Consider the following 25,981-nt stretch of genomic DNA (forward strand, 5'->3'; position numbering starts at 1 on the left):
CGTGGTGGCTGGCGTGGTTGTTGGCTACTGATCTGTGGTCGGGCGGCGACGGGCGGCGACGATGATGACGACCCCGGTTCCTAGCGCCAGCACTCCAGTCAGGAGGGCGGTCCAGGTGGCGTCCGAGCCGGTGCGGGCCAGTGAACTCGAATCCGAACTGCTGACTGCCGGAGCAGCGATCTGCTGCTCCCGTTGCGGGAAGTTGATGGCTTGGATGTTGGGAGTTCCTTCATCTGCCGGCTGGTCGTCCTGACCGTTGCCAGAATCGTTCGGCTTGTCACCGGGCTCGTCGCTCGGCTCATCGCTTGGCTGGTCGGTGGGCTCGTCGCTTGGCTGGTCGGTGGGCTCGTCGCTTGGCTGGTCGGTGGGCTCGTCGCTTGGCTGGTCGGTGGGCTCGTCGCTTGGCTGGTCGGTGGGCTCGTCGCTCGGCTGGTCTGACGGCTGCGAGGTCGGATCGTCGCTCGGGACGATGAATGGATCTACGCTCGGTTCCTCGGTCGGCGTGGTGGTGGGTTCTGGCGATGGCGAGGTGGTCGGTTCTGGGCTCGGGGAGCTAGTGGGTTCCGGCGTGCGGGTAGTGGTGGGTTCCTCGGTCGGCACGATGAACGGATCGACGCGTGGCTCGGTCGTCGGTGTGGTCGTCGGCTCAGTGGTCGGTGTGGATGTGGGTTCCAGCGATGGCGAGGTGGTGGGTTCCGGTGTGGGGGAGCTAGTGGGTTCTGGTGTCGGGGTTGTGGTGGATTCCTCGGTGGGCTCGGTGGTGGGTTCCTCGGTCGGTTCGGTGGTGGGTTCTGGTGTCGGCTCGACAGCGGCGCGGCATCCTTGGTTCCAGATGGCCTGACCTGCGGTGTTCCAGTTCATACCGCCGTGCACTCCCGAGATTGGCGGAATGATGTCACCCCAGTGGCCGCCGTTCGGCTGATCGAGAGTCCAGACCGGGCCGGTGTGCTCACCGTAGTGATCAGCAACGCCGCGGCCGTTGCCATTGATGCCATCAGCCGCTGACTGGTCAACGGTGATCCGGACGTAGGGGTTGCTGGTGGCGTTGGTGCGGTGGCAGATGGTGATCTTCTCGTTGTTGCCCTGCGCGGCTGCCCGGTCCTCCTTGTTGTTGCTGTTTTGAGAGCCGGCCTTTCCGTTGTTCTTGTTCGCGTTGCCCTTGCCGGAGTCTTCCTTGCTGGCATGTCCCTTGCTGGAGTTCCCCTGGCTGCTGGACTTCTTGTCAGCCTTCTCGGTCTTGTCGTCATCCTGGCCCTCATGGTCGTGGCCAACCTGATCATGGCGCGCAGCGGCCGATTCTGCCTGCTGCTGAACACTTCCTTTCGGTGATGCGGGTGCTGGTTTGCTTTCGGGCTTGGCTGCGGGTGCTGGTTTGGCTTCGGGCTTGGCTGCGGGTGCTGGTTTGGCTTCGGGCTTGGCTGCGGGTGCTGGTGTGGCTTCGGGCTTGGCTGCGGGTGCTGGTGTGGCTTCGGGCTTGGCTGCGGGTGCTGGTGTGGCTTCGGGCTTGGCTGCGGGTGCTGGTGTGGCTTCGGGCTTGGGTGCGGACTCGGCTGCGGACTTGGCGGTGGAACCCTCCTCGGCGGTCTTGCCGGACTCCTTGACGGTGCTGTTCTCCTTATCGGCGGGGTTCGCGGCTAGGGCCGGAGTGCCGATAAACGCAGAACCGCAGATCAAGACGGCGGCTGCGCCAGCCTGAGCTAGTCGGCGAGAGATTCGAGTGGAATCGCTAGTCTTGGCTTGCTCTGAGGTCCGAGGTGTTGCACTCATCGCTATCTCCTAGGTGGGGGCCGCTGGGATGGCCGCTACATAGGAGTGATGCCATGGGGGTTAGGTCGCAACAAAAACCTGCAGAACTTTCCGAAAAACTTCGAGAAAAATCTCTAGTCGAAGATCGGCTCCGCGACGGAACGCAGAAACTGTCGAATCGCTCCTCGTAGTGTTACGGAGTGAACATTTCTGCTTGCTGAAATGACGGAGTGTCAGGCAAAGAAGTCATTCGCTGCTCGATAGTCATCTGCAGGCCACCGCGCGGTCGCAAGGTGATGTTTCCCTCCGGCTCCACTGACCGACTGGGATCGGTCACCCGCATGGACCAATCGCGGGCCATGAAAGCCATCAGCAGGGTGGCTTCGGTCCACGCGAACTGGTCGCCAATGCAGCGTCGATTGCCCCAACCGAACGGGTACCAGGCCCCGCGATGCCGGACAGTGCCGCGCTCGTCATATTGCCCCTCGGTGTTGAGCCACCGTTGCGGGCGGAAGGCTAGCGGATAGTCCCAGTAGTCCGGGCTGCGGTGCAGTACCCACATTGGCGCGAAGAGGATCGAGCCAGTCGGAATGGTCCAGCCCTGATAGCTGACATCAGTCATGAGTCGTCGACCAATCATCCACGCTGGCGGATAGAGTCGCAGCGATTCCGCCAGCACCGCCCGGGTGCGCGGTAGCGATGGCAGGTCGTGAAACTCTGGTGGCCGATCGGGCAGTTGATCCAGTTCTTCCCGGAGCCACATCGACTGCTGCTGATTTTGCGCCAGTAACAGCCAGGTCCAGGTGAGCCACATCGCCGTCGTCTCATGACCCGCCAAGATCAGCGTCATGGCTTCATCGCGCAGCTGCGCATCGTCCATGCCCACGCCGTCCTCGCGAGCGGCCATCATCATGCTGAGCAGATCGCCAGTGTCACCAGTCTGGCGGTGCTCCTCGATGATCCGTTGCAGAACTTTGTCCAGATCATCCCCAGCCGCAATGGTGGCACCGAACGGTGGCATCCCCAGGCGTGCTCGGATGTTCGACAACGGTTGAATGACGGCAGTGGAGTTCGCCAGCACAACATCGAGAGCCTCAGCCACGTCGTGTGCCGAACCGGACATATCTACCCCGAATAGGGTCCGGCCAACGATTTGCAGCGTCAACCGACTCATATCTGCTGCCACGTCTATTTGTTGACCCTGCTGCCATTCCGCGACGTGGGCTTCGGTCTCCGCCACCATCGTGCGCGCGTAGCCCGCTATCCGATCTCGGTGAAACGCGGGTTGTAGTAGTCGGCGTTGCCGCAGATGATGGTCGCCCTCAGCGGTGAGCAGTCCCTCACCAAGAACCGCTTGGGAACTTTGCAGCACTGGCGGTTTGATGGTGTGCCGGCCCTGATTCTGAAAAACCTCCACGACTAGGTCGGGATCTGAGGTGAGGTAGATGTGTTCGGAACCACGTCTGAAGTGCGCGAGCCCTGAGTACTCCCGCAGAAAGCGCTGGAAGACTAGTGGTGCAGACTGGCCCCGCAGCATTATCGACAGCGCCAGTTCCAGGCCGGGCGGGCCAGGTGGGCGGGGGACGTCGGGCTGCTTCACCGAACTTTCGGTCATCGCGCGATGAGCCGCCTTCATGCGTGCCCGCGAGTCGTAAATTTTGCCGCCCCGCTTGATGGTCACCGCCTCAGTGTCTCCCGGCTCACCAGCCTCGGGCAAATGCGCTAGTCGGGCAGGCTGGTGCGGCCGTACCGGGGTGCTTGACCGGTGGCAGCAGCCCAGAGTCGGGTGCCGTACTCCCAGTGCCACCATTCGGTGCTGAGCACCACGAAACCTGCTGCGGTCATGGTCTGGGCCAGGAGTCGCCGCAGATTGCGGGTCAGCGGCGGCCCATCGGGCTCCAGGGCGTCTGCCGCCGCTGCTGGTACGAAAGCATCGAATGGCGTACCCAGATTCAGCGGCTGCTGTTGCCAGGTCAGCGTGACATCCACGGTGCCACCAGACGCATGTGGCGGGCAGTGAGCGGGCTCCGGATCAGGTTCTGAGACGAAGCCCGGCGGCAGGTTCGGATCGGCGTAGTAGGCGTCGTACAACTCTTGTTGCAGTCGGGGGTCGCGCCAGCCGTCCCATACGGCTAGTCCGAAGCCAGTCGGCAGCGACTCGGCCGCGCGATACAGCCGGGCGGCAGCCGCCGGTCGCAGCCAGGTCCCGGGAATCGCATGTGGCCATCCCTCGTGCCAGTAGGCCGCCACCACGCGAATGGCCGGATGCGCCACTGGGACCAGATCACCCGGTTGCGGTGCTGGCGCGGCGGGTAGTTCCGCGTCGGGTCGGTAGGGCCGCACGGGCGATAGGTCCAATCCCACAGCAACATTCGGCGCCCCCGCGTCCGATGGACTGCTACCGGTCCAGTGATAGTCGGGCAGCGGATCAGGTCGCTGCTGCATAGATCCCCTCCGGTCGCTATCAGGTTAGCCTTGGTTACAAGCCGCGCGTGGTGCCGAGGTCGGCAACAATGGTGGCGTGATAGCGATCATAGGCGGCGGTCCCGGCGGCTACGAGGCGGCGCTCGTCGCCCGGCAATGTGGCGCTGAGGTCGTCCTGGTGGAACGAGACGGTCCCGGCGGATCGGCCGTGCTGACGGACTGTGTACCCAGCAAAGCGCTGATCGCAGTCGCGGATGTGCTGACAGTTTCCGGCGAGTCAGGTCACCTAGGGGTGACGCTCGGGGACACCCCAGTCCGGCCGGGATCGATCGGCGTCGATATCGCGGCGGCCAATGCACGAATCGAAAACCTCGCTGCCGAACAATCCGCAGACATTGGCTCTCGGCTGGAGCGGGAAGGTATTTCGGTAATTGGCGGGCAGGCTGAGCTGGCCGAGCGAGAAGTAGTGGTAGCAACAGATCACGGGGAGCAACGGTTGCAGCCCGAGGCGATCCTGATCGCGACCGGCGCCCGGCCCCGGCTGCTTCCTGGCGTCGAACCGGATGGCGAGCGCATCTTCACTTGGGAGCAGCTCTACCGGTTGCAAGAACTGCCGGAACGCCTGATCGTCATCGGTTCGGGGGTGACTGGAGCTGAGTTCGCCGCCGCCTACCGCGCCATGGGATGTGAGGTGGTGTTGGTGTCATCACGGGATCGAGTGCTGCCCACAGAGGACGCCGATGCTGCCGAGGTCATCGAGAACGCGTTCCAGCGTCGAGGGGTTGCGGTCGAAGCCCGGAGCCGAGCCGCCAGCGTAGTTCGCACCGAGTCAGGCGTGGCAGTGACGTTAACTGATGGTCGGACGTTGAGCGGAAGCCACTGCCTGCTCGCGGTGGGTTCCATTCCCAACACTGATGGGCTGGGACTAACGACAGCAGGTGTGGCGGTGGATGAGCGTGGCTTTATCCAAGTGGATCGGGTATCGCGGACCAGTAACCCCAGTATCTACGCCGCAGGTGATTGCACCGGAGTCATGATGCTGGCTTCGGTGGCGGCCATGCAGGGTCGGATTGCCATGTGGCATTTGCTCGGCCAAGCAGTGCACCCACTGGATCAGCGAGCCGTCTCCAGCAACGTTTTCACAGATCCGGAGATCGCCACGGTCGGGTACTCCCAAGCCGAAATCGACAATGGTGACGTGGCAGCAGCGAGTGTCACGTTGCCATTGCGCACCAATCCACGAGCCAAGATGCAGGGCATCCAAGATGGGTTTGTCAAAGTGTTTTGTCGTGCAGACACCCGAGTTGTCATCGGTGGCGTGGTGGTGGCACCGCAGGCGAGCGAACTTATTTACCCGCTGACTATTGCCGTGGACCGGGGGCTCACCGTGGCCCAACTAGCGGAGGACTTCACGGTGTATCCCTCGCTGACCGGGTCCATTGCCGAGGCCGCGCGCAAACTCCGGGCGACCGACTAGGCGACGCTAGCGATTCGACGACAACTAGTCGGCGATCTCCATGAGCACGGTGCCGGTGGGAATAGTTGCCCCTACCTCAGCGGTGATTCCTTTGATAGTGCCGGACTTAGGGGCGTTGATCGGCTGCTCCATCTTCATCGCTTCCAACACGATCACCAAGTCGCCCTCGGCGATCTGTTGACCCTCCTCGACCGCGATCTTGACGATGGTGCCCTGCATCGGAGCCACGACGGAATCACCGCTAGCGCCGGCACCGCCGGCTGTCTTCTTGCGGGACGGCGACTTCTTCTTCCCACCGCTCGTGGCGCCAAGGGCGCCCATGCCCTCGGGAAGCGAGACTTCCAGTCGCTTGCCGCCAACTTCGACGACGACGGTCTGGCGAGCTTCCGGCTCGGCTGCCTCGCCGGCAGCACCTGAGTACGGCGGGATGGTGTTGTCGAACTCGGTTTCGATCCAGCGGGTGTGCACGTGGAAGGGCGTGGCCGGATCTTCCGGTGCGAAAGCGGGATCTTCGACTACCGCACGATGGAACGTCAGCGCAGTGGCAATGCCGTCCACGGTGAACTCGGCCAACGCCCGACGGGAGCGCTCCAGCGCCTGCTGGCGATCCCGACCGGTCACGATCAGCTTCGCGAGCAGCGAGTCGAAGTTGCCACCGATGACGTCACCTTGCCGGAACCCGCCGTCCAGCCGCACACCAGGTCCGCTGGGGGGATCCCAGACGGTGAGCTCGCCAGGCGCGGGGAGGAAGTTACGACCGGGATCCTCGCCGTTGATCCGGAATTCAATGGAATGACCGCGTAGTTCTGGGTCACTCATGCCGAGTTTCTCGCCATCGGCGATGCGGAACTGCTCCCGCACTAGATCGATGCCGCTGATTTCCTCGCTGACCGGGTGTTCCACCTGCAGGCGGGTATTGACCTCGAGGAAGGAGATCGTGCCGTCCTGGCCAACCAGGAATTCGCAGGTGCCGGCGCCGTAGTAGCCGGCCTCTTTCACGATGGCCTTGGACGCTCGGTACAACTCTTCGATTTGCTCGTCGCTCAAGAATGGCGCCGGTGCTTCCTCGACCAGTTTCTGGTGTCGGCGCTGTAGCGAGCAGTCGCGCGTGGACACCACGACCACGTTGCCGTGCTGATCGGCGAGCACCTGCGTCTCCACGTGGCGCGGCCGATCCAGGTAGCGCTCCACAAAGCATTCGCCGCGACCAAACGCGGCTACCGCTTCCCGGACAGCCGAGTCATACAGTTCGGGGATTTCTTCCAGCGTGCGGGCGACCTTCAGGCCGCGGCCACCGCCACCGAAAGCAGCCTTGATGGCGACTGGCAAGCCGTGTTCTTCGGCGAATGCCACCACTTCGTCAGCGGTCTCGACCGGATCGGAGGTGCCGGGCACCTGGGGTGCACCAGCGCGGGCAGCGATATGGCGAGCCGACACCTTGTCGCCGAGATCGCGAATCGCCTGTGGCGGCGGACCGATCCAGGTCAGCCCAGCGTCGATGACCGCCTGGGCGAACTCAGCGTTCTCGGACAGGAACCCGTAACCAGGGTGGACCGCGTCGGCACCGGACTCAGTGGCAGCGGCGATGACCTTGTCAATGACCAGGTATGACTCGGCTGCGGTTGACCCGCCGAGCGCGTAGGCCTCATCAGCCTCCTGGACATGGAGGGCATCCCGATCGGGGTCGGCATAGACCGCGACAGAGGTAAGGCCAGCGTCTCGGCAGGCCCGGGCGACCCGGATGGCGATTTCACCACGGTTGGCGATCAGGACTTTCTGCATGGCTAATAGGGTACCGAGGCCCAATTGCGCATCATGCCGCTCGGTCGGTTGTTGGGTGTGGTGTTGGTCATTCTTACCCTGGCACCGGCCCCGTCAGCGCCACCCAACTTAGCCCCAACTCCGCCAGTAATTCGCGGACGCCAGGTAGTGACAGACCGATGACGTTGCCCGGATCTCCGACGACACCAGCCATAAAGGGTGCGCTGAGGCCGTCGAGAGTGAACGCCCCCGCCACTTGCAGCGATTCGCCGGTGGCCAAGTACCAGTCTAACTCCGCTGGAGTCCAGTGACCGAAGCGAACTTCGGTGGCAACCACGGTGTTGGCACTCGCGCCGGTATCGGTGCGCAGCACACTGTGACCGGTACGCAGCACTGCGCTGTGACCTTGTAGCGCTTCCAGTCGGGTGCGGGCCTCGGCCACTGAGTCAGGTTTGCCCTGCGCGGTGCCAGCGACATCCAACACTGAATCCGCACCGATGACCACGGTGGGTTCGCGATTTGGCTCCAGAGTTGCTGCCACTGCGGCCGCTTTGGCGCGGGCTAATTCCAACGCCACGCCAGCAGGTGATTGATCGTGATATTGGGCGATGTGCGCTTCCTCGTCGATCCCGCTCACGATCACCTCAGGGTCCAGACCGGCGGAGCGCAGCAGCCGCAGTCGGGCGGGCGAGGCGCTGGCGAGTACCAGCGGCCACCGCTGGCTCATGTCTGCCGCAAGCTCAACCGCCAGGCCCCAGGTGCGGGGCGCGGCGCGTACCGGCCCTTACGGGCGCTGCTGGACCAGGCCGAGGTCGTTGGAGCTGCTGATTCCGCTGCCCCGCCCACGGCGGAGAAAACACCAATCAGCGCCGCCAACTGCTCCGGACTAGGGTTGCCGCTGACTACGCGCAGCAATGGCTCGGCGGGTCGTTCCTGCTCGCTCACAGTGGAATGTTCCCGTGCTTCTTCGGCAATGACTCCTTGCGCTTGTTGCGCAGTGCCCGGAGTGCTCGCACGACGTGCGTGCGGGTTTCGTGCGGCAGGATCACCCGATCGATGTAGCCCCGCTCAGCGGCCTGATACGGGTTGCACAGCGTCCGGTTGTAGTCGTCGGTGAGTTCCACTCGGCGAGTGTCCGGGTCCTCCGCCGCCGCTAACTCCTTGCGGTAAAGAATATTGACCGCGCCCTGAGCGCCCATGACGGCGATCTCCGCGGTCGGCCAGGCGAGATTGATGTCGCCACCGAGATGCTTGGAGCCCATCACGTCGTAGGCGCCGCCGTAGGCCTTGCGAGTAATCACAGTCACCAGCGGCACGGTCGCTTCGCAGTAGGCGTAGATCAACTTGGCGCCTCGGCGGATGATGCCGGTCCATTCTTGATCGGTGCCGGGCAGGAAGCCTGGTACGTCAACAAAAGTCAGCACCGGAACGTTGAAAGCGTCGCAGGTGCGGACAAATCTGGCGGCCTTCTCGGAGGCGTCGATATCGAGGGTGCCGGCAAACTGCATCGGCTGATTCGCGACCACACCCACGGCTCTGCCTTCTACCCGACCGAAACCGACGACCAGGTTGGGAGCGAACAGTGGCTGCACCTCGAGGAAATCGCCGTCATCGAGCACGTGCTCGATGACGGTATGCATGTCGTAGGGCTGATTCACCGAGTCAGGGAGCAATGTGTCCAGTTCTCGGTCTTCGTCGGTGATCTCCAATGCAGCGTCGTCACCGTAGACCGGAGCCTCTTCCAGGTTGTTGCTCGGAAGATGCGATAGCAGTGATCGGACGTAGTCCAGCGCGTCGTCTTCATCGGTTGCCATGTAGTGGGCGACCCCGGATTTACTGTTGTGCGTGCGAGCACCACCGAGCTCCTCAAAAGCGACATCCTCGCCGGTCACTGTCTTGATTACATCGGGGCCGGTGATGAACATGTGGGACGTCTGATCCACCATCACGGTGAAGTCGGTGATGGCGGGGGAGTAGACCGCGCCGCCAGCACACGGGCCCATGATCAGTGAGATCTGGGGAATCACGCCACTTGCACGGACATTTCGCATGAAGATTTCGCCGTACTGACCCAGCGAGACCACGCCCTCTTGGATCCGTGCACCACCGGAATCGTTGATCCCAATGATGGGGCAGCCGGTCTTGAGGGCCAGATCCATGATCTTGACGATCTTCTCGCCGAAAACTTCGCCGAGTGAGCCGCCAAAGACAGTGAAATCTTGGGCGAAGACGCAGACGGGGCGGCCGTCGATGGTGCCGTAACCCGTCACTACGCCGTCCCCGTAGGGTCGGTTGTCTTGCAGGCCGAAGTTGTGGGAGCGGTGACGCGCCAGCCCGTCGATTTGGGTGAAGGAACCGTCGTCGAGCAACTGCTCCACTCGCTCCATGGCGGTCTTCTTGCCTTTGGCGTGCTGTTTATCCACCGCCTCTTGCCGTCGCCCGCGGGCTTGCTCTCGTTTAGCCACCAGATCGGCAGCTTTGCCGGCTGTCGTGGACAAATCGGGCACATCGGAAGTCGGCTCGTCGGCGACCGCGGTCATAGCACCTCCAGGGCTGAACTCCCCTACATTATGGCTGTGCCCTCAGAAACTGGTGAGCCCGGCAGGGCAGATGTGTTGAATTCGGATCAAGTGCTGACTGATTTGGCTGCTGCGGACGTGTCCTGGCGTGACGTGGTCGTGCTGGATAGCACCGGCTCCACTAACACTGATCTAGCTGCCGCGGTGGCAGCGGGAACGGCCAGTTCCGGAGCAGTCCTCGCCGCTGACAATCAAAGTGCAGGTCGGGGTCGACTGGATCGGGAGTGGTATTCGCAGTCGGGTGCGACGCTGACTTTCTCGGTCTATCTCACCGCACCGGCGAACTCTGCTCAGTTCCTGCCGCTACTCATGGGCCTCGCTGTCGTGCGGGCTATCCCCGCCGCTGACGATCAGGTCACGCTGAAATGGCCCAACGATGTCCTTGTGAATGGACGCAAGGCAGCCGGCATCCTTGCCGAAGCCGTGTCCGGTGGGGCGGTGGTTGGTTGCGGAATCAACGTCGGGCTGACTGCCGAGCAGTTGCCGGTACCGGATTCCCACTCGTTATCGCTGGCCGGTATTGATATCGAACGTAACGACCTATTAGCTCGAGTGTTGATCGAACTGCATCAGATCCATCAGCGATGGGCGGAAGCGGGCTATCACGCAGAGGCAGCCGGGTTGTTGGCGGAGTTCCGTCGTCGCTGCGGCACGCTGGGGCGGCAGGTTCGGGTCCAGTTGCCCGACGGCGGCCAACTGGAAGGCCGCGCAGAAGATATCGACGATGTCGGACAACTTGTCGTAGCGAGCGCTACAGGACAGCAAACGGTCTCGGTCGGTGATGTCATCCACCTACGTCACTAGCCGCTGATTGGTTTCGGCAACCACCCTGCGGAGGGTACGGTGACGATCATGGGTTACCCACAGAAGCTGTTGTCAGATGGCGAGTCGATTGTTTTTGAGATGCGACCGCATTGGCGAGCACTCCTGGTTCCGGGCCTCGTGCTGCTGGCGGTCATCTTCGGTATGGCTCTGCTCTGGGACTGGTTCGGCGGCTGGTTGGAGGGCGACGGCATCCTAAGCGGGATTTCACAGACGGCGCTGGTCTTGATCGCGCTGTTTCTCGCTGCAGTCTTCGTGGTCCGACCGTTCCTCTACTGGGTCACCACTCAATACGTTTTCACCACCCGTCGGGTCATTGTTCGCTCTGGCTTGGTGTCGCGCCACGGCATCGATATGCCGTTAATCAAAGTGAACAATGTGTCCTTTGACGTCTCGGTGATGGGACGGCTGGTGAACTACGGCACCTTGTCCATAAGTTCCGCGTCAGACGAGGCCCTCATCATTGAAGGCGTGCCTGACGTGGAATTCGTTCAGCGCGAGGTGAACCGACTGCACGATGAAGATCTGGCCCGGCGTCGCGCACAGGGTTCTGGCGAGTCGGAGGGCGACCTAGCGTGACCGCACCCTTGGGGGATCAGCTGCGCGCCATCGTGCTCGGTGGGACCGAGCGGTACACCCGCGAGGAAATGTCGGCGGCTGCTCGACTGTCGTTGGATGACATCAGGCAGTTATGGCGGGCGATGGGATTCGCCGATGTCGGCGATGCGCGGGCCTTTACCGATGCTGATCTCACTGCCTTATTGCGGGTAGCAGTTCTCCTTGAGCGAGGGTTGGTAGATCTCGAGGGCCTGACTGAGATCGCGCGTTCCATGGGTCAAACCACGTCTCGATTGGCTGACTGGGAAGTCGATACCTTGGGGCGACATCTGCGAGCTGTGGCTGATTCAGAACAGCCGGGGTCGGCCGAAGCCACCGACGACCTCGTGGAATTGCTGCCGGAACTCGAGCAATTGCTGACCTATGTTTGGCGACGACAACTTGCCGCCTCGCTGGGCAGAATGCTGGACGAGCAGCCCAGTGATGGTGGTGACGCGGACACTGCCGACGCCGATGAATCTGGGGTAGCCACGGTGGGATTCGCGGACTTAGTCTCCTTCACTCGGCTGGCACGGCAGTTGGATGATGCCGAGCTCAGTTCGGTGGTGAAGTCGTTCGAGTCGGGGAGCGCTGACATCATCCACGGCGCTAACGCCCGATTGGTCAAGACATTAGGGGACGAGGTGATGTTCGTGGCCCCGGATGCGGCCAGCGCCGCAGAGGTGGCGTTAGCGCTGCACCGAACCCATGCGCAGAACTCCGAACTACCGCAGATACGAGTCGGGCTAGCCACCGGTGCGGTGTTGAACCGGATGGGTGACGTTTTTGGTGTGACGGTCAATCGAGCTGCCCGATTTACGGCCTTAGCTCGTCCGGGCACGACTGTGCTGGATTCCGCGACTGCCGAAGCGCTAGCAGCGACCGAAGACAGTTACCTGGTGCGAGCGCTCACGCCACGGCCGGTCCGCGGCCTGGGAATCGTACGCCCGCATGCCCTCTCCGACCCGCAGGGGTAGCCAACTCACCTGACGCTTTGCAACTCACAGTGCCGAAGCGGCCGGCACGTCCTCGGAATCTTCGTCCGCCACAGCTGGGAAAACGTAGGTGCGATACGCCCAAAACCGGAAGAGCGTGCCGAGGACCAAACCGATGCCGTTGGCCGAAATATTGTCTGCGAGTGGCGAGGTCAGCCCGAGGGCGTAGTGAGAAAACCAGAGGCAGGCGAGGGCGATGCACATCGCGATGCCGTTGAAGAGGAAGAACAGCAGATACTCCCGCGTTACCGTGGAACGACCGCCGCGTTGGGCAAACGTCCAGTTGCGGTTCAGCGCAAATGAGACTGTGGTAGCCACGATGACCGCGATGCCCTTGGCCGTGAGGGGCTTATCAGCGAGAATTCCGGGGTTTCCGGCGTACATCAGCAGATTGAACAGCCCCACATCGACAACAAGTGCAATCAGGCCGACAACGCCGAACTTGCCCACCTCGTGAATCAGCGCACGAAATGGCCGCAGCAGCGTGCGCATCCGTCCACCGGATGAGGCTGGTGCTGTTTGGGTCACGGATCGAGCGTACCCGTTTGGCCGCGCTATCCAACTCGAGGTGCGCCCCGTTGCGACACCCGGGCGACGAAATACCGCAGTGCATCCCCTAGGGTCAGCAGATATGGAATTGCAGCCACCCCCGCCCGTGGGTTTTCCGGTAGTGGGAATGATCGGTGGCGGGCAGTTGGCCCGGATGACGCAGCAGTCCGCGATCGGTCTCGGCATCGGCTTTTCGGTACTCGCCGCCCGGCCTGATGACAGCGCAGCCCGAGTGACCCCGGGAACCATGATTGGTGACCCGGATGATCCGTCCGCCGCCGTGGCTTTTGCCCGTGACTGTGACGTCATCACCTTTGACCATGAGCAGGTGGCGCCCACGGTGCTGACCGCGCTGACGGATGCCGGTGCGATGTTACGACCAGGGCCAGCGGCGTTGCGCTTCGCGCAAGACAAGATCGAGATGCGGCGTGAGTTATCTGCCGCCGGTATTCCCTGTCCCGGGTGGTTGGCATGGCGCCCGGAGATGAGCGCGGAGCAGGCCGGGGAAGAACTCGGTTGGCCGCTGGTGGTCAAGACGTCGCGTGGCGGATACGACGGTCGAGGCGTGTGGGTAGTAGCGAATCCCGAAGAACTGCGGCAGGTGCTGTCCGGCTCGCTGCCGCCGGGTGCCAACTGGTTGCTGGAAGAGTATGTGCCCTTTACCGCGGAACTGAGTGCGCAAGTCGCGCGTTCTGCCAGCGGTCAGGCAGTCGCCTATCCGGTGGTGCGGACGGTGCAGACGGACGGCATTTGTACTGAGGTAGTTTGCCCGGCCCCCGGGCTTGCCGATGAGGTAGCGGTCGCGGCCCAAGATCTGGCGCTACGGGTAGCAGGTCTGCTGGATGTCGTGGGGATGTTGGCGGTGGAAATGTTCCTCACTGACCGCGGTGTTCTCGTCAACGAACTGGCTATGCGACCCCACAATTCCGGTCATTGGAGTATCGACGGTGCGGTAGCCAGTCAGTTCGACAACCATCTGCGAGCAGTTCTCGATCTGCCGCTGGGTAGTCCGCAGCGGCTCGCCCCCTGGGTAGTCATGGTGAACGTGTTAGGGGGCGAAGAGCCCGATATGTACCGGGCCTACCGCCATGTGATGGCACGAGATCCCGACCTAAACGTGCATATGTACGGCAAGCAGGTGCGGCCAGGGCGCAAGATAGGACATGTGACGCTGCTTGGTGACGATCTGGACGACGTACTGGCCCGGGCGCACCACGCTGCGGACTACCTCACCGGCACGATCGATGAGTGACAGGAGCTAACAATGTCTGAGGCGCAGTCACCCACAGTGGGAATCGTCATGGGTAGCGACTCAGACTGGCCGGTGATGTCGGCTGCTGCCGACTCCCTGCAGCAGTTCGATGTGGCCTATGAGGCCGATGTGGTTTCCGCGCATCGGATGCCCGACGAGATGCTGGCCTACGGTCGCGATGCCGCTGATCGCGGTCTGCAGGTGATCATCGCAGGGGCGGGGGGTGCGGCCCACTTACCCGGCATGTTGGCGGCGGCAACCTCGCTGCCAGTGATCGGCGTCCCCGTTCCGCTCAAGCATTTGGACGGAATGGATTCCTTGCTATCGATCGTGCAGATGCCGCGCGGAGTTCCGGTAGCCACAGTTGCCATTGGGAACGCCGCCAACGCCGGACTGCTCGCGGTGCGGATCTTGGCCGCCAGCGACGGGCGCCTACGCGCCCGCATGGATGACTACCGCGCCGAACTGGCTGAGCAAGCCCGGGCCAAGGGCGCAGTCGTGCGGGGCGACCGCTAGCGGCGGTTCCCGCGGCGCGACCGGCTGCGGTCGGGGCTAGGGGACACCGATGCCGCGGTAGGTCCAACCTGCTTTGCGCCACGCCTCTCGGTCGAGCACATTTCGACCGTCGAGAAGCAGCTGCTTGCGAACTTTGCCCGCGGTGGCAACTGGGTCGAGGTCGCAGAACTCCTGCCACTCGGTAAGTAACAGCAAAAGGTCAGCATCTGCGAGCGCCGAATCGAGGGACTCTACGTATTGCAAGGTGGGGAAGGCGGCAGCCGCGTTGGCCATCGCCTGTGGGTCGTAGACGCGGACTTCGGCGCCCTGTAGATGCAGGTTGGCAGCGATGTTGAGGGCGGGTGAGTCCCGGATGTCGTCGCTGTCCGGTTTGAAGGCCACACCCAACACTGCAATCCGCGCACCCAAGACTGACCCTTCGAGCAGGTCGGCGGCGGTCCGGGCGACGTCGCGCCGGCGGCGCATATTGATCTCATCAATTTCGCGCAAGAAAGCTAGGCTGCGGCCGGCACCCAACTCGTCAGCGCGGGCCATGAATGCCCGGATGTCTTTGGGCAGGCAACCGCCGCCGAAACCGATCCCCGCCTTGAGGAACTTGGATCCGATCCGCTCGTCGTAACCAATTGCCTCGGCAAGCGCGGTGACGTCAGCCCCCACTTCGTCGCAAATGTCGGCCATGGCGTTGATGTAAGAAATTTTGGTGGCTAAGAACGAGTTGGCAGCAACTTTGACCAGCTCGGCGGTGGCGAAGTCGGTGACGAGGAATGGGGTGCCGTTGGCCAGTTGAGTGGCGTAGACCGCAGCCAACCGGTCGGCATCCTCTTGCCGCTGCACCCCAACCACAATCCGATCAGGTCGCAAGGTGTCTTCTACCGCGAAGCCTTCCCGCAAGAACTCGGGATTCCAGGCGATGGGCACCGTTGCCCCACGATCGGCTGCTAGTTGCGCCAACCGAGCGCAGGTACCGACCGGTACGGTGCTTTTGCCCACGATCAAGGAGTCGGGGTTGGCATGGGGCAGCAGGGCTTCAAATGCGCCGAACACCTGGGATAGGTCCGCTGCATCGGAGCCGCGCTGCTGCGGGGTGCCGACGCAGATGAAGTGCGTGTCCGCCGCTGCTGCGGCAGAAAAGTCGGTCGTGAAACGAAGTCGGCCAGCCTCGACATTCTTGCTGACTAACGCGGGTAACCCCGGCTCGTAAAACGGCACGGTGCCAGCGTTGAGGGCGGCGACTTTGTCGGCATTGGTATCGATACCGATGACGTTCGCGCCCAACTCGGCCATCGCCGCCGCGTGGGTGGCGCCCAAATAGCCTGTTCCGATCACGCTAATTGTGCTCATCTGCACACTGTAGCCATGATGTGCTGAGGGACAGCCAAGGCTAGGCTAGGAAGGCCGCGATCGACCGCGGTGATGTCAGGTTCAGTCACCGGCAACCGGCGACTGGTCTAGCAAGTGATGAAAAGGGGAGTTCCCATGGCGGGTGCGAATCCGGACTATGACCTGTTCCAGTTGAGCGAAGAGCACGAAGCGCTGCGCGAAGCAGTGCGGGGGTTGGCGCTTGATCGGATCGCCCCGCGTGCGGCTGAGATTGACGAGACTGGTGAGTTCCCCAAGGACGTCTATGAGTCACTCGTCCAAGCGGGCTTTCACGCGATTCACATTCCGGAAGAATACGGCGGTCAGGGCGGTGACCAACTGGCCTCGTCCATTGTGGCGGAGGAAGTCGCACGAGTGTGCGGCTCCAGTTCGCTTATTCCCGCTGTGAACAAGCTCGGCACCACGCCGCTACTGGTGGGTGGCGATGAGGCAGTCAAACAGCGCTACTTGCCAGAGGTTGCGAGTGGTGAGGCGATGTTCTCCTACGCCCTCAGCGAGCGCGAGGCCGGCAGTGACCCGGCGTCGATGAAGACTCGGGCGGTCCGCGATGGTGATCACTACGTGCTGAACGGCCAAAAGTCGTGGATCACCAACGCCGGTATTTCCAAGTACTACACCGTGATGGCGACAACTGATCCGGAGCAAGGCGCGAAGGGCATCTCTGCCTTCGTGGTCCATCACGACGATCCGGGCTTCTCGCTGGGAGCACCCGAGCGCAAGTTGGGCATCCACGGCTCACCCACTCGAGAAATCTTCCTCGAAGATGTCCGCATCCCGGCCGACCGTCGAGTCGGGGAGGAGGGGACCGGCTTTGCCACTGCCATGAAGACCCTGGACATTACCCGGATCACGATCGGCGCCCAGGCGCTGGGCCTTGGCCAGGGAGCCCTCGACGCGGCTGTCGACTACGCCAAGGATCGACAGCAGTTCGGCAAGTCCATCGCGGCGTTCCAAGGTGTGCAGTTCATGTTGGCAGATATGGCGATGAAACTCGCTGCCGCGCGTGCCCTGGTGTATCAGGCCGCGGCCAAGTGCGAGCGAGGTGAGGCCGACCTGTCCTTTGTGGGGGCAGCGGCCAAGTGCTTCGCTTCGGACGCGGCGATGGAGGTTGCCACCGACGCAGTTCAGGTCTTTGGTGGCGCGGGCTATGTCCGGGACTACCCAGTGGAACGGATCATGCGAGACGTCAAGATCACCCAGATCTATGAAGGTACCAACCAGATTCAGCGGATCGTGATGGCCCGGGAACTACTGCGCTAGTCCACATCCCCGGCCGCAGCGGGAGCGCTCGGCGAACGGTTATTCGCACAAGCTCTGCTTCGCAGAGCGAACTTTGGATTCCACGCTCGTCGCTGCTGCCCGGACGGGCTGCAAGCCTTGGTAGTCCTCGCCGATGATGATGCGGAACACGTCACCGGAACCTGGTGCCTCGCTGAACGTGGCGTCGGGCAATGAGGCTTGTAAGGTCGCAAGCGAGTTTGGCCAGCCCGGGTCGTAGTTGACCGTCGTAATCGCCGGATCGCTGGCTTTGGACTCGCGGGAGACCTGATACCCGGCTGCGGTGAGGTCAGTAGCAGCCTGTTCGGCGGCGACCGAGTTACCCACTACCGCTACTTTGATCTGACCAGGGCCTACCTCAACCGCAGTCGCGCGCTGTGGCTTGGGCAGCGGTTGATCCGCCTTGAGGGCAGCAAACAGTTCCGGCGCTGCGTCTTGGTCCCACAGCACCGTGCTCTCGCCGTCGTATAAGTGATCCCCGTCGCTGACTGGGACGGTCGTGAACACAATGTTGCTCAGATCGAGTTCCGCCGCCCTGGCCGCCAGCGCAGCCATATCGTCGCGGGTCAGTCGCTCGTCCGTGGTGATGCTGGAAGCGACCGCATCCAGCAGAGAGTTCAGCGCCAGTGGGTTCAACATCACCTCGGATTGGCTGACCCGTTGGGCTAGGGCAGACAGGAACTTTTGCTGCCGCTGCGACCGGCCAAAGTCGTTGTCGATGTAGCGGGCGCGCACGTAGGCCAGTGCCTGCGGCCCCTCGATCGTCTGTTGACCAGCCGGTAGGTCCAGTCCCGACCGTTCGTCGTACAGCGGTTCTTCCAGGCACACCTCCACGCCATCGACGGCCTTCACGATGTCGAGGAAGCCACCGAAGTTGACTTCGACGTAGTGGTCGATCTCCAGACCAGTCGCATTCTGCACTGCCTGTACCGTCACTGCAGGGCCACCGGAGCCGAAAGCGGAGTTGATTTTCCCGCGGTAGGCCTTGATCTGCTCGCCATCTGCGGAGGTGTGAGCCGGAATGTCGACCAGCGAATCGCGGGGGATGCTCACCACCGTGATCTTGCCGAGATCGCCGCCGACATGGGCAATCATGAGGGTGTCGGTGTGTCGACCAAAGTTGGCGCGCTCGATACCGGTTTGCTGACGTTGTTTGCGGTTGAGTCCAGAGCGATCATCGGAACCAACAATCAGGACGTTGAAGGGTTCGCCACTCCACGCGGTGCCACCGGCGAGGCCACCGAAGACATTGACCGTGTTCAGGGCGGAGAGGTATTTCTCGCTCGCGGCCCAGGCAGTCACGCTCAATCCGAGGATGAGCGCGGAGAGCGCTGCCAGTAGCGTGCGACCTACTCGCTTACTCCCTGACACCGATGCGCTCCCCTCGGTCTGCTCCATCTGATCGAGTCCAGCAGTCGGTGTCATGGAGTAGTGGCTGCCGAGGTTTCGGTTACCACTACCAGCGACATTAGCTGGAACCACCACAGCGTAAGCGACGGTGACCAACGGGCGCGGTAGCGCCCCGGCCGGTGTCGCATTGTGAGATGTCACTCGCGGGGGGTGGTCGAGTGATAGATTCAGAGCACCATGGAGCCTTCGTCCCGGCCCAGAATCCTGGTCATCACCCCACGCTTCCCGTTGCCAGCAATTGGCGGTGACAAACTGCGGATCAGCAAGGTGATTGCCGGGTTAGCGCATCACTTCGATGTTGATGTCTTCGCTGGCTACTCCCGAGCTGAGGAGCTACGTGCCCTGCCCGAGTTGCAGCAGATCTGCCGCGAGGTCCATGTCCATCGACTGACCCGAAGTACCAAGATCCGCAACACCATCACGGGTTGGTTGCGTGGTTATCCACTGCAAGTAGCCCACTATCTGGATCGAGCGGCGCAGCGACAGGTGGCGGCACTACTAGCGACTCGCGGCTACCAGATTGTGCTGCCACACCTGGTTCGCTCCCTGGAATACGCCCGAACGGTGCCACCGGAGCGCATCGTGTTGGAGATGACCGATGCCATCGCCATGAACTACTCCCGAATCCGCACGCCCCGTACGCCGATGGAACTGCTTTACCTGTTTGAGCGCAGCCGGTTGGCTCGCTACGAGCGAGCAGCCACCGAGCGGGTGGCTGCCGCGGTCGTGGTGTCACCTGCCGACCGGGACTACTTGCAGGGGCTAGGTGCGGCGGGGCGAATTGAAGTCATCGGGAATGGCACGACGACCATGATGAACGAGCCCTCCCCAGCTGCCGAGGTGCAACCGGACACGATCGCTTTCTTGGGCAACTTGCGTTACGCGCCCAACCAGGACATGGTCTTGCGCTTTGCCCGGGACATCCTGCCGCTGATCTGGCAGCAGCGACCGCAGGCGAAATTCCTCGTGATTGGGGCTGATCCGCCCCGGCGGATTGAGCAGCTACACGACGGCAATCGAATCATGGTCACCGGGACGGTTCCCGAGCCGCAGCAACTACTAGCTACCGCAGCGGTATCGGTTTGCCCGATGTCGTTCGGAGCGGGTGTGCAAAACAAGATTCTGGAGGCCATGGCAGTCGGGGTTCCGGTGGTCACCACGTCGGCCGGCTTGGAAGGCATCGTCGCCCAAGCGGGGCAACAAGTCCTGGTTGCCGATGATGACGTTGGCTTCGCGGAACTCGTGGTAGCCGTCTTGGCCGATGCCACACTGCGGAAGCGACTCGGGGTTGCTGGTCGACAGTTGGTCGAGCGTGACTATCGCTGGGATGAGCGACTGGCCGACTACTCCGCATTGGTTACTGGGGTGCTTCGGGCGGAGGTACGGCCGTGAAAGTAGTGATGCTGGCGCCCGTTCATCGCTACGACGACGTCCGAGTTTTTCGCAAAGAGGCAGTGACGTTGGCGCAAGCCGGTCATCGAGTGATCCTGTATGCCCGCACGCCGGACGATGAACCGCGGCTGGAGTCAGGAGTCGAAGTGCGACCCGTCCGCTATCGCGGCAGGCTGCAACGCTTCGCTAAGTTGCCGGGGCTGGGTCGCGCTGCGCTGCGGGAGCGCGCGGAGATTTACCACGTCCACAATCCAGACACCCTGCCGGTTGCCTTCTGGCTGCGACTCCAGGGACACCGAGTCATCTATGACAGTCATGAGGACTTTCGGACCGAGCTTCTGTTGCGCCGCTGGCTCCCCGGATTGATCCGTCGGCCCGCGGCTGCCGCCATCTCTCGTGCCGAGGCCTGGGCTGGTCGCGTGCTCGCAGCAGTTATTGTCACGCAGGAGCAAATCCGGCGTCGCATCCCGCAGGCAACATTGATCGGCAACCCGCCGCTCGTATCGGCAGCAGCGATAGCCGATGCCCTGGCCGGCCGAGCCGAGCGGTCAACTGGCGAAACGATCACGCTGGGGTACGTCGGTGGTATCAGCGAAGACCGCGGGCTGTCGCGAATGCTGGAACTTACCGCAGCGATGAATGAACTGCATCCGACCCGGCTGAAACTCATCGGGTATCCGGTCAACGACGACGCGCTGCAGGGGGCAATGGCGCGGCCAGAGTGGTCGCTGGTTGATTACCTGGGGGAGTTAGCGCAACCAGACGCTTTTGCGCAACTAGCGACGGTGGATGCCGGTTTAATCCTCTTCACGGACGTGGCGAGTCACCGGCATATCGACCCGAACAAGATCTATGAATACATGGCACACGGCGTGCCTTTTGTCGCTAGCGACTTCCCGGAATGGCGGGCGCGGTTGCAGGCGGCCGACGCGGGTATTTTCGTGAGTGAGCGGCAAACGCCAACGATTGCGGCCGTCGCGGTGTTGGAGATGCTGGCAGATCCGGAAAAAGCCCGCGAACTCGGCCGCAATGGTGCGGCCTTCGTGCAGCAGCACTACTCGTGGCAGTCGACAGCAGCCCCAGTCTTGCTGAACCTGTACCGGCGGTTATCGAGCCGTCCGGCTGTCAGTTCGCGCAAATCTGTTCGGCAGCGTTCCTAGGTTCGAGGCTGCCGCCTGCCCCCTGAGTCGGCCGCTTCTTCACGGTGACTTCCTTGCGAGCTCCGCCAAAGTCTTTCCCGATGTGGAGTCGCACCTCGTTAACGCTACTGTCGGCCAGCATGGCGGCATCGGTAGCGAAAGCGACCGTTCGCGCTGCCTCCACCTGACTCGGCGGATAGTTGACCTTGGTCTTGGGTGCTGCCTTGCTGTTTTGTTGTCCGGAAATGTTGAAACCGGCCGCTCGCAACTGTGCCGTGATCATCCCCATCCGCTTGGCTGGGCCCACGACATTGAGATAAATCTCTTCCGGCGGGACAGTCAGCTTTTCGCCATCAGGAGCGACATCGGGCCGGGGTGGCCACGGAGTGTCATCGAGCATGGCCTGCCAGAGTTGTGCGGCCTTGTCATAGTCCGGATCCACATTGGCGCCATCCGCTCGCCAGACGAAAGGCATCGTGACGAAGGTGATGTCCTCGGGTGATAGCGAACGCAGGCTTTCAGCCAGCGAGATCATCTCGCCGACATCGTCGAGGCTTTGATCTACGGTGAGCGCACTGGTTGCGGTGTCCAGTACTGAGTAGAGCCGGGCCGGATTGAGCAGCAGGCCGGTGTCCGATGCCTTGCGGGCCGCCGATGCTAGGAATTCTTGTTGCCGCTGCATCCGCCCGATGTCCGAGCCATCCCCAATCGCCTTGCGCGCCCGGACGAAAGCTAATGCCTGTTCACCAGAGACCACAGATCGACCCGCGGGCAGATCGAGTTTGGCCGCGGCATCGTAGACCGGCTGATTGAGGCAGACCTCAACCCCGCCGAGTGCTTCCACGACCTTTTTGAAGCCAGCGAAGTCGACGACAGCCAGATGATGTACCGGTACTCCGGTCATTTCTTGCACCAGTTCCACCGTGCAGGCGGGGCCACCGGCATCGAAGGCGTTGTTGAACTTGGCGTAGTAGGGCTGACCGCCGAGCTCGAGCGCACAGTCTGGCTGTTTCACCCACAGATCTCGCGGGATGCTGACGGCGAGTGCACTCTGTCGGTCACCGGCAATGTGCAGCAGGATGGTGGTGTCACTGCGCTCACCGCCACGACCGGCGTCGAGCCCGTAACGGTTATTGCCTTTGCCCTGCCTGGTGTCACTGCCCATAAGCAGGACATTCAGCGGCTCGGTGTCCGCGTCCTCGCCCAGTTCAGTGGTCGGTGCTTGGACCACTGAAATTTGCCCGAATCGCGAATAGAGCATGTAGCCGGCAGCACCCAAAGCAGCGGCTATCACCGCCAACACGATCAGCAGAACCAGCACAATACGGCGCCAGCGCCCACGGCGGGGTGTTCCTGGCGCTTCCATAGCGGCGGCAGAATCGGACATATCTCCTCTAGGTTAACGGCAAAAAGAGCGGATTCGGAGTAGGTGTGATGCACCCCTCGCCACCATTTTCTAAGACGATGGAAATCGGTGCTAGGTTCCGACCGCCACCGCGCGGGCTGGTGAGCTCTGTCACCAGTTCGCCGTGATCCCCTCGCTAGTCACATCAGCCGCTGGATCCTGGCGCAGCACTACTGAACCAGCCATGATCAGTGGCAGCAAATAGCAACCCAGCAGCCGGTCGGCGGGCCCATCGACGATGCCCAATCGTCCGCCCGGCGACAACCCGATCCGGTCAGCGATGCTGCGGCAGACGTCAGCAGTCTCATCAGCGGCTAGCCAGCGAGCGGAATCACGAATGCGCCCGGCTGCCCCGGTGGCCGGAAAGAGATCTGGCTGACCTGGCGCCTCCCGTCCCTGATCGATAACTCCGGCTGGTGCGGGTGGGCCTGGCAGTCCTAGCGGGCTGCTGGGGACCAACACCTGCTGGCCGGGAAGATCACAGTCAGGATTCATCGTTGCGACGACGGCTGCCTCGCCTTCCGCACCGCTGGTCACCGCTAGTCCCAGGGCGTCAGTTGCAGCCAGCCAGACGCTGAGTTGCCAATGCAGTGGCAGATCTAGTTGGACCTGCTCGCCAGCGGCTACGCCGATCTCGGTGTCCAAGAGCCCGCACAATTTGGCTACGGCGTTGCTGAACGTCACTGTTGAGAGTTCCACCCGGCCGTCCGGGCCGTACCAGGTCACGAACGGCGCTGCCGGAGCAGTCGCAGTACGGCGGGTCAGCAGCTGATGCGGGGTAGTCATTACGTCAGGTTAGGTGCATCCCGGTCCTTGGTGTGTCACCGTACTGACCCATGGAAGCAATTCTGCTGGTTGGCGGCAAAGGTACTCGACTGCGGCCGCTCACTATCAACACGCCAAAACCCATGCTCCCGGTTGCCGGCGTACCCTTTACCGCCCATCAAATCGCTCGCGCCCGGGAGGCTGGTGTCACCAGGATTGTGTTGGGGACCTCCTACAAGGCTGAAGTGTTTAGCGAGTTCTTTGGTGACGGGTCCGATTGGGGGGTGGAGCTGGTTTATCTGACGGAGGATGAGCCGCTGGGGACAGGTGGGGGAATCCGCCACGCTGCCGCCGGATTGACAAGCGGTCCAGACGATCCAGTGCTGGTCTTTAACGGCGATGTATTGTCCGGCGCCGACATTGGCCGGCTGCTGAACCGACACCAGGAGACAGCCGCTGCTGTGACGCTCTACTTGACCCGAGTGCACGACCCGCGGGCTTTCGGGCTGGTGCCCACCGACGATGACGACCGAGTCGTTGAGTTCCTCGAGAAACCCACCACACCAGAGGAGATTGTGACTGATCAGATCAACGCTGGCTGCTATGTATTTCGTCGGTCGATCATCGATGAAATCCCGGCGGGCGAAGTTGTTTCGGTGGAACGCGATACCTTCCCGGCGTTGTTACAGCGGGGTGATCGCCTGACCGGAGTGGTAGACGACAGCTATTGGCTGGACTTGGGGACGCCACTCTCGTTCGTGCAGGGGTCTCGAGACTTAGTGCTGGGGAAAGTATCTTCCGGAGCGGTTCCACCGCACGCTGGCGAAGCGCTGATTGCGGCCGATGCTCAAGTGGCGAGTGGGGCTCACGTCGGCGGCGGTAGCGTCGTAGGCGCCGGCGCGGTCGTAGAAGCCGGGGCCGAGGTCATGGGCTCAGTACTTATGGCCGGCGCCACCGTCGCCGCTGGTGCTCGCGTACGTGACTGCGTAGTTGCCACCGGCGCCGTCATCGCCGCCGGTGCGCAGCTGCAGGAGACCGTAGTAGCGGAAGAGGCCCGAATCGGATCTGGTGTAGAACTCATCGCCGGGGCGCGAGTCTGGCCGGGGGCGGTGCTATCGGACGGCGGCCTGCGGTTTTCCTCCGATCAGTAGTTCACCGGTCACACCAGTTACTCCAGGACTTGGAGGAAGTCAGCCGGAACCGGTGGCTCTCGGTCCGGGGGATTGCTAGCGGGCCAGCCAACGGCGATTCCTCCGAGTGGTTGCCAAGAATCTGGCAGCTCCAGCACCTCTCGCACCACCGACGGGCAAAACACGGTGCTGGACACCCAGGCGGAGGCCAGCCCCCGGGTTGACAGCCCAATCAGCAGGTTCTGCACGGCGGCTCCGCCAGCCAGCATGAACAGGTCGCGTTCAGCTGCGTTCCGATCGGGATCGGGGTAGTGGTGGGCGGCTTCGGCAAAATCCACAAACGGCAGCAGCAGTTCTGGGGCGCGGCGCAACACGTCGCCGCGCTGCAGTCGCCGCTCAATGCTGCTGGGTGAGTAGCCATCCAACTCGGCGAGATCCTTGCGCCATTGCGCTGCCATCGCGTCTAAGAGGTGAGTGCGCACGGTTCCACGCACCTGCAGGAACCGGAACGGTCGAGTGTGGTGGGGCGCTGGTGCACTGATGGCATCACCCACTGCGGCCGCAATCACCTCGGCGGGAACGACTTGTTCGGTGAAACTGCGAATCGTTCGGCGGCGGCGAACCGCCTCCTGCGCCCCTTGCTCCCGGGCCAGTGCCGTGCTCAGCCGAAACTGATCAAACTCCGCCGGTCGCACAAGCGCCGCGGCACCGGGGCCGTCGTCCTCGGTAACCAGATCAGCCATACCGCGAACGAGTGCGACCGGAAGCCCGGCTGACTTGCCGCGAACCAGTTCAGCGGCACCGGCAACCTCATCAGCTACCGCCAGCGCCGTGGCCACGAGTGGATTGCCGTAGTGATCTGCCGCCTCGGCATCGTCCGCGGCCGTCAGGATGGGCTGTAGTCCGGCCACCCCGATGGCGTGATCGGTCTGCCCCAGTCGCCAAGCTCGCCCCAGCGAGTCAGTGATGACTACCGCTAAGGGGGCGACGGTGAGTGCTCGTTGTAGGCCCTGTCGCAGTTCGCGGGCGGCTTGCTCTGGATCGCTTGGCCACAACACGATCTCTGCTGGATCGCAGTTGCTGGTGTCCACACCCGCAGCTACCAAAACCACCCCGTGTTGATTGCGCACCACCCTGCTGCCATTCGGCAGCTGGGCAACGACTTCGGTGGTCTCGGTATCGATCACCGCGTCACGTTCAGCGATGTTGGCCAGTCGTCCTTCGGCTTTGGCGACCACTTTGCTCGCGACCACGATGACATCACCTGGTTCAACGCCGCTGCTGCCGTCCGGCCAGCGGGCGCCGTCGGCTAGCAAAGCGATTGTGCGGGCTAGGTCAGTGCCAGGTAGGACTTCACCCATTCC

23 protein-coding genes are annotated in these 25,981 nt (G+C 62.7%); 10 read left to right on the top strand and 13 right to left on the bottom strand.

The features are described from left to right. Window positions 1-24: 24 nt before the first annotated feature. The 3 genes from K0U62_03790 to K0U62_03800 all read right to left on the bottom strand — a co-directional run bounded on the left by K0U62_03790 (window position 25) and on the right by K0U62_03800 (window position 4,191). Window positions 25-1,767 carry a hypothetical protein gene (locus tag K0U62_03790; GenBank protein ID MCH9800642.1) on the bottom strand — a complete coding sequence of 581 codons (1,743 nt, stop codon included), beginning with the start codon at window positions 1,765-1,767 and terminating at the stop codon, window positions 25-27. 172 nt (window positions 1,768-1,939) lie between these two features. Continuing rightward, on the bottom strand, window positions 1,940-3,427 hold the full coding sequence (locus tag K0U62_03795; GenBank protein MCH9800643.1) for a cytochrome P450: 1,488 nt from the start codon (window positions 3,425-3,427) through the stop codon (window positions 1,940-1,942). 41 nt (window positions 3,428-3,468) lie between these two features. After that, a complete protein-coding gene (locus K0U62_03800; protein ID MCH9800644.1) occupies window positions 3,469-4,191 on the bottom strand; it encodes a hypothetical protein in 723 nt (240 codons plus the stop codon). A gap of 76 nt (window positions 4,192-4,267) precedes the next feature. Here K0U62_03800 and K0U62_03805 point away from each other — a divergent pair, with 76 nt between their 5' ends. Continuing rightward, window positions 4,268-5,647, top strand: a complete 1,380-nt coding sequence (locus K0U62_03805; protein MCH9800645.1) for an NAD(P)H-quinone dehydrogenase — start codon at window positions 4,268-4,270, stop codon at window positions 5,645-5,647. 24 nt (window positions 5,648-5,671) lie between these two features. On the opposite strand, the gene K0U62_03810 is transcribed toward K0U62_03805, so the two are convergent. From K0U62_03810 to K0U62_03825, 4 genes are all read right to left on the bottom strand, one after another. Beyond that, a complete protein-coding gene (locus K0U62_03810) occupies window positions 5,672-7,429 on the bottom strand; it encodes an acetyl/propionyl/methylcrotonyl-CoA carboxylase subunit alpha (GenBank protein MCH9800646.1) in 1,758 nt (585 codons plus the stop codon). Between the two features lie 73 nt (window positions 7,430-7,502). Continuing rightward, window positions 7,503-8,135: a Maf family nucleotide pyrophosphatase gene (locus K0U62_03815; GenBank protein MCH9800647.1), complete on the bottom strand. Its 633-nt coding sequence runs from the start codon at window positions 8,133-8,135 to the stop codon at window positions 7,503-7,505. Then, window positions 8,132-8,353: an acyl-CoA carboxylase subunit epsilon gene (locus K0U62_03820; GenBank protein MCH9800648.1), complete on the bottom strand. Its 222-nt coding sequence runs from the start codon at window positions 8,351-8,353 to the stop codon at window positions 8,132-8,134. The genes K0U62_03815 and K0U62_03820 overlap by 4 nt, the downstream gene beginning before the upstream one ends. Next, a complete protein-coding gene (locus tag K0U62_03825) occupies window positions 8,350-9,948 on the bottom strand; it encodes an acyl-CoA carboxylase subunit beta (GenBank protein ID MCH9800649.1) in 1,599 nt (532 codons plus the stop codon). Before K0U62_03825 ends, K0U62_03820 begins: the two co-directional genes overlap by 4 nt. Before the next feature lie 30 nt (window positions 9,949-9,978). Between K0U62_03825 and K0U62_03830 the strand changes: the two genes are divergently transcribed. Genes K0U62_03830 through K0U62_03840 form a run of 3 tightly spaced genes read left to right on the top strand, consistent with a single transcriptional unit; the run spans window position 9,979 to window position 12,383 of the window. Further along, a complete protein-coding gene (locus K0U62_03830; protein ID MCH9800650.1) occupies window positions 9,979-10,791 on the top strand; it encodes a biotin--[acetyl-CoA-carboxylase] ligase in 813 nt (270 codons plus the stop codon). Window positions 10,792-10,839: 48 nt separating this feature from the next. Beyond that, on the top strand, window positions 10,840-11,388 hold the full coding sequence (locus K0U62_03835; protein MCH9800651.1) for a PH domain-containing protein: 549 nt from the start codon (window positions 10,840-10,842) through the stop codon (window positions 11,386-11,388). Then, window positions 11,385-12,383 carry an adenylate/guanylate cyclase domain-containing protein gene (locus K0U62_03840; protein MCH9800652.1) on the top strand — a complete coding sequence of 333 codons (999 nt, stop codon included), beginning with the start codon at window positions 11,385-11,387 and terminating at the stop codon, window positions 12,381-12,383. Before K0U62_03835 ends, K0U62_03840 begins: the two co-directional genes overlap by 4 nt. Before the next feature lie 24 nt (window positions 12,384-12,407). On the opposite strand, the gene K0U62_03845 is transcribed toward K0U62_03840, so the two are convergent. Beyond that, window positions 12,408-12,893 carry a GtrA family protein gene (locus K0U62_03845; protein ID MCH9800653.1) on the bottom strand — a complete coding sequence of 162 codons (486 nt, stop codon included), beginning with the start codon at window positions 12,891-12,893 and terminating at the stop codon, window positions 12,408-12,410. Between the two features lie 139 nt (window positions 12,894-13,032). Between K0U62_03845 and K0U62_03850 the strand changes: the two genes are divergently transcribed. Together K0U62_03850 and purE are read left to right on the top strand one after the other, a co-directional pair. After that, on the top strand, window positions 13,033-14,202 hold the full coding sequence (locus K0U62_03850; protein MCH9800654.1) for a 5-(carboxyamino)imidazole ribonucleotide synthase: 1,170 nt from the start codon (window positions 13,033-13,035) through the stop codon (window positions 14,200-14,202). A gap of 12 nt (window positions 14,203-14,214) precedes the next feature. Then, a complete protein-coding gene (gene purE, locus K0U62_03855) occupies window positions 14,215-14,718 on the top strand; it encodes a 5-(carboxyamino)imidazole ribonucleotide mutase (protein ID MCH9800655.1) in 504 nt (167 codons plus the stop codon). Window positions 14,719-14,754: 36 nt separating this feature from the next. Here purE and K0U62_03860 read toward each other — a convergent pair whose 3' ends face one another. Then, window positions 14,755-16,059, bottom strand: coding sequence for a UDP-glucose/GDP-mannose dehydrogenase family protein (locus K0U62_03860; GenBank protein MCH9800656.1), 1,305 nt, complete (start codon window positions 16,057-16,059; stop codon window positions 14,755-14,757). Between the two features lie 135 nt (window positions 16,060-16,194). On the opposite strand from K0U62_03860, the gene K0U62_03865 reads away from it, so the two are divergent. Next, window positions 16,195-17,358, top strand: coding sequence for an acyl-CoA dehydrogenase family protein (locus K0U62_03865; protein MCH9800657.1), 1,164 nt, complete (start codon window positions 16,195-16,197; stop codon window positions 17,356-17,358). A 39-nt stretch (window positions 17,359-17,397) separates the two neighbouring features. On the opposite strand, the gene K0U62_03870 is transcribed toward K0U62_03865, so the two are convergent. Then, window positions 17,398-18,927, bottom strand: a complete 1,530-nt coding sequence (locus tag K0U62_03870) for an LCP family protein (GenBank protein MCH9800658.1) — start codon at window positions 18,925-18,927, stop codon at window positions 17,398-17,400. A gap of 36 nt (window positions 18,928-18,963) precedes the next feature. On the opposite strand from K0U62_03870, the gene K0U62_03875 reads away from it, so the two are divergent. Continuing rightward, complete coding sequence (locus K0U62_03875; GenBank protein ID MCH9800659.1) at window positions 18,964-20,178, top strand: glycosyltransferase; 1,215 nt, start codon at window positions 18,964-18,966, stop codon at window positions 20,176-20,178. Beyond that, entirely contained in the window at window positions 20,175-21,338 is a 1,164-nt protein-coding gene (locus K0U62_03880; GenBank protein ID MCH9800660.1) for a glycosyltransferase, read from the top strand. The genes K0U62_03875 and K0U62_03880 overlap by 4 nt, the downstream gene beginning before the upstream one ends. On the opposite strand, the gene K0U62_03885 is transcribed toward K0U62_03880, so the two are convergent. Then, the gene (locus tag K0U62_03885; protein ID MCH9800661.1) at window positions 21,304-22,704 is read right to left on the bottom strand and encodes an LCP family protein; all 1,401 of its coding nucleotides are present in this window, start codon (window positions 22,702-22,704) and stop codon (window positions 21,304-21,306) included. The genes K0U62_03880 and K0U62_03885 overlap by 35 nt on opposite strands. A gap of 129 nt (window positions 22,705-22,833) precedes the next feature. Continuing rightward, window positions 22,834-23,508, bottom strand: a complete 675-nt coding sequence (locus K0U62_03890; GenBank protein ID MCH9800662.1) for a hypothetical protein — start codon at window positions 23,506-23,508, stop codon at window positions 22,834-22,836. A gap of 50 nt (window positions 23,509-23,558) precedes the next feature. Here K0U62_03890 and K0U62_03895 point away from each other — a divergent pair, with 50 nt between their 5' ends. Then, the gene (locus K0U62_03895) at window positions 23,559-24,638 is read left to right on the top strand and encodes an NDP-sugar synthase (protein ID MCH9800663.1); all 1,080 of its coding nucleotides are present in this window, start codon (window positions 23,559-23,561) and stop codon (window positions 24,636-24,638) included. Between the two features lie 17 nt (window positions 24,639-24,655). Here K0U62_03895 and K0U62_03900 read toward each other — a convergent pair whose 3' ends face one another. Beyond that, window positions 24,656-25,978, bottom strand: coding sequence for a coenzyme F420-0:L-glutamate ligase (locus tag K0U62_03900; protein ID MCH9800664.1), 1,323 nt, complete (start codon window positions 25,976-25,978; stop codon window positions 24,656-24,658). Window positions 25,979-25,981: the final 3 nt, after the last annotated feature.

The organism is Actinomycetes bacterium, from assembly GCA_022599915.1.
Lineage (GTDB): Bacteria > Actinomycetota > Actinomycetes > S36-B12.

Bases quoted from the DNA above. Each gene is read 5' to 3' on its own strand.
- K0U62_03790 (MCH9800642.1), bottom strand. From the start codon at position 1,767: ATGAGTGCAACACCTCGGACCTCAGAGCAAGCCAAGACTAGCGATTCC.
- K0U62_03800 (MCH9800644.1), bottom strand. From the start codon at position 4,191: ATGCAGCAGCGACCTGATCCGCTGCCCGACTATCACTGGACCGGTAGC.
- K0U62_03810 (MCH9800646.1), bottom strand. From the start codon at position 7,429: ATGCAGAAAGTCCTGATCGCCAACCGTGGTGAAATCGCCATCCGGGTC.
- K0U62_03815 (MCH9800647.1), bottom strand. From the start codon at position 8,135: ATGAGCCAGCGGTGGCCGCTGGTACTCGCCAGCGCCTCGCCCGCCCGA.
- K0U62_03825 (MCH9800649.1), bottom strand. From the start codon at position 9,948: ATGACCGCGGTCGCCGACGAGCCGACTTCCGATGTGCCCGATTTGTCC.
- K0U62_03830 (MCH9800650.1), top strand. From the start codon at position 9,979: ATGGCTGTGCCCTCAGAAACTGGTGAGCCCGGCAGGGCAGATGTGTTG.
- K0U62_03835 (MCH9800651.1), top strand. From the start codon at position 10,840: ATGGGTTACCCACAGAAGCTGTTGTCAGATGGCGAGTCGATTGTTTTT.
- K0U62_03845 (MCH9800653.1), bottom strand. From the start codon at position 12,893: ATGCGCACGCTGCTGCGGCCATTTCGTGCGCTGATTCACGAGGTGGGC.
- K0U62_03850 (MCH9800654.1), top strand. From the start codon at position 13,033: ATGGAATTGCAGCCACCCCCGCCCGTGGGTTTTCCGGTAGTGGGAATG.
- purE (MCH9800655.1), top strand. From the start codon at position 14,215: ATGTCTGAGGCGCAGTCACCCACAGTGGGAATCGTCATGGGTAGCGAC.
- K0U62_03860 (MCH9800656.1), bottom strand. From the start codon at position 16,059: ATGAGCACAATTAGCGTGATCGGAACAGGCTATTTGGGCGCCACCCAC.
- K0U62_03865 (MCH9800657.1), top strand. From the start codon at position 16,195: ATGGCGGGTGCGAATCCGGACTATGACCTGTTCCAGTTGAGCGAAGAG.
- K0U62_03875 (MCH9800659.1), top strand. From the start codon at position 18,964: ATGGAGCCTTCGTCCCGGCCCAGAATCCTGGTCATCACCCCACGCTTC.
- K0U62_03885 (MCH9800661.1), bottom strand. From the start codon at position 22,704: ATGTCCGATTCTGCCGCCGCTATGGAAGCGCCAGGAACACCCCGCCGT.
- K0U62_03890 (MCH9800662.1), bottom strand. From the start codon at position 23,508: ATGACTACCCCGCATCAGCTGCTGACCCGCCGTACTGCGACTGCTCCG.
- K0U62_03895 (MCH9800663.1), top strand. From the start codon at position 23,559: ATGGAAGCAATTCTGCTGGTTGGCGGCAAAGGTACTCGACTGCGGCCG.
- K0U62_03900 (MCH9800664.1), bottom strand. From the start codon at position 25,978: ATGGGTGAAGTCCTACCTGGCACTGACCTAGCCCGCACAATCGCTTTG.